The sequence below is a fragment of the Actinomadura bangladeshensis genome (assembly GCF_004348335.1).
GTDB lineage: Bacteria > Actinomycetota > Actinomycetes > Streptosporangiales > Streptosporangiaceae > Spirillospora > Spirillospora bangladeshensis.
This window is the reverse complement of the sequence record NZ_SMJW01000487.1, coordinates 1-2,453: the sequence shown is the minus strand read 5'-3', so window position 1 is coordinate 2,453 and position 2,453 is coordinate 1. Positions and strand designations below refer to the sequence as shown.

1 protein-coding gene is annotated in these 2,453 nt (G+C 76.2%); it reads right to left on the bottom strand.

Translation table 11 applies throughout. The features are described from left to right. Positions 1-2: 2 nt before the first annotated feature. Positions 3-2,453 (bottom strand): ATP-binding protein (locus E1284_RS42255; RefSeq protein WP_165965627.1); only part of this gene is annotated, 2,451 nt, incomplete at its 5' end.

The following is a 2,453-nucleotide window of genomic DNA, read 5'->3' as shown; positions in this document are numbered from 1 at the left end:
GGTTATGGGGGGTCTAGGGGTAGGGCGAAGGTGGTCAGTACGTCTTTGAAGGTTTTCGTGCGGCCTTGGTTGTAGGCGGTTGTGAAGGCTTCTTCGCTCAGGTCCGCGCGGGTGGCGGTCTCGATGGCCACCACGTCGGGGAGGGAGAGGTCGCGGGAGCCGCGCAGGGCGTCTGCGGTGCCGAGGAGTTCGGCGGCGCGGGCCGGGTCGCCCAGGACGCGGGCGCGTTCGGCGTGGCCGGCCAGGACGTGGGAGACGATCGGGTAGTCCTGGGCCCGGGCGGCGCCGCGCAGGGCCTCCTCCAGGCGGGCGGTGGCGGCGTCCAGGGCGCCCATCGCCAGGTCGAGCTGCGCGCGGGCGCAGAGGATCATGGCGCGGAACTGCGCGGGGCCCGGGAGGTCCGCGGTGAGCTCGTCCGCGTGCGCCAGGCGGCGCAGCGCCTCGGCGGTGTCGCCGGAGCGGCGGGCGAACTCGCCGAGCTGGTAGTGCAGGGCGGCCGTCTCCTCGGCGTTGGTGGAGACGGAGTCGCGGAGGGCGGCGTGCAGCAGCGCCTCGGCCCGGTCACGTTCGCCGATGAGGTCGAGGCCGTTCGCCAGCCTCATGTGGACGTGCAGCAGCCCGGCCGTGCCGCCGCCCAGCTCGGCGTTGAGCCGCAGAGCCTCCTCGTACAGGCCGACGGCGCCGCGGTGGTCGCCGCGGCGGCCGAGGATCTCCGCCTGCGAGGTCAGGGTGACCGACAGGCCCCAGCGGTCGCCCGACTCGCGGAACGCGGCGAGGGCGCGGCCGAAGTCGTCCTCGATCTGGCCGGTCCGGCCGAAGTTGTTGGCGATCTGGCCGCGCACGAAGTACGCCAGGCCGCGCACCCACGGATCGGGGTCGTCCAGCAGGGTCTCGATGCCGGGCGCGGACGCCGGGTTCCAGCCGACCGTGTACATCTGGACGGTCTCGAGCATCAGCCGCAGCACCGGGTGCAGGGACGCGCGGTCGAGCCCGGCGCAGATGCCCTCCGCGCGGGCGAGCCAGCCGGGGATCCGGTCGGCGCCCTGCTGGTCGTCCAGCAGCGTCAGGGCGCCGATCGCCAGGGCGCGGGCGGTGGTCTCGTCGTCGGGGACGTCCGGCAGCGCGAGGATCTCGGTCAGCCCGTCGACGGCGTCGCCGAGCCGGCCGTGCAGGAACCAGTACCAGCCGAGCGCCGCGCAGAACCGTATGGCGAGCGGCGCGTCCCCCGCGGAGATCACCCAGTGCAGGGCGGCGGAGGTGTTGTCGAGTTCCGCGGTGAGGCGGTGCAGCCAGGGCAGCTGGTCGGCGCGGTAGAGGTGCGGCTCGGCCTCCTCGGCCAGGCGGAGGAAGTACGCGGCGTGCGCCCGCCTCGTCGCGGCCTCGTCGCCGGACTCGGCGAGGCGTTCGAGGCCGTAGGCGCGGATCGTCTCCAGCATCCGGTAGCGGGGCTCGGGGCCGGTGATGGTCAGCAGCGACTTGTCGACGAGCGCGGTGAGCAGGTCGAGGACGGCTGCGCGGTCCAGGCCGGGCCCGGCGCAGACCGCCTCGGCGGCGTCCAGGGTCGCGCCGCCGGGGAAGGCGGCGAGGCGGCGCCAGAGCGTCCGCTCGGGCTCCTCCAGCAGGTCCCAGCTCCACTCGACGACGGAGCGGAGTGTCCGGTGCCGCGGCATGGCGGTGCGGCTGCCCGCGGTGAGCAGCCGAAACCGGTCGTCGAGGCGGTCGGCGACCTGCGCGGGCGTCATCGCGCGGAGCCGTGCGGCGGCCAGCTCGATCGCCAGCGGCATGCCGTCCAGGGCCCGGCAGGTCCGCACGACCGCGGCGGCGTTGCCGGCGGTGACCGCGAAGCCCGGCGAGACGGCCGCGGCACGGTCGGCGAACAGCCGGACGGCCGGGGAGGCCGCCGCCTCCTCCGGGCCCGCGCACGGCGGCGGCGGTTCCAGCGGCTCGACCGGCCAGAGCGTCTCGCCGGTGATGCCGAGGGGCTCCCGGCTCGTCGCGAGGATCCGGACGCCGGGGCAGGTCGCCAGGACGGTCCCGGCGAGCCGCGCCGCGGCGTCCAGCAGGTGCTCGCAGTTGTCCAGGACCAGCAGGAGCCGCCGCCCCGACAGCGCGGAGACGAGCCGGTCGAGCGGGTTCGGGGCGGCCGCGTGACCGCCGATCAGCGCCATCTCGCGGAGCCCGAGCGCGGTGCTGACGGCGGCCGGGACCTCGGCCGGGTCGGTGACCGGGGCGAGTTCGACGAGCCAGGGCTCGCCCGGCGCCCGGCCGGCGGCCTCCAGCGCCAGCCGGCTCTTGCCGGAGCCGCCGGCGCCGGTGAGCGTGACGAGCCGCGCCCGCGCCAGCAGGCCGCCCACCCGTTCCAGGTCGGTGCCGCGCCCGATGAAGCTGGTCAGCCGGGCGGGCAGGTTGCCCTTGCGCTGATCGGACGGGGCGGGCGGCGGCGGTGCGGCGGG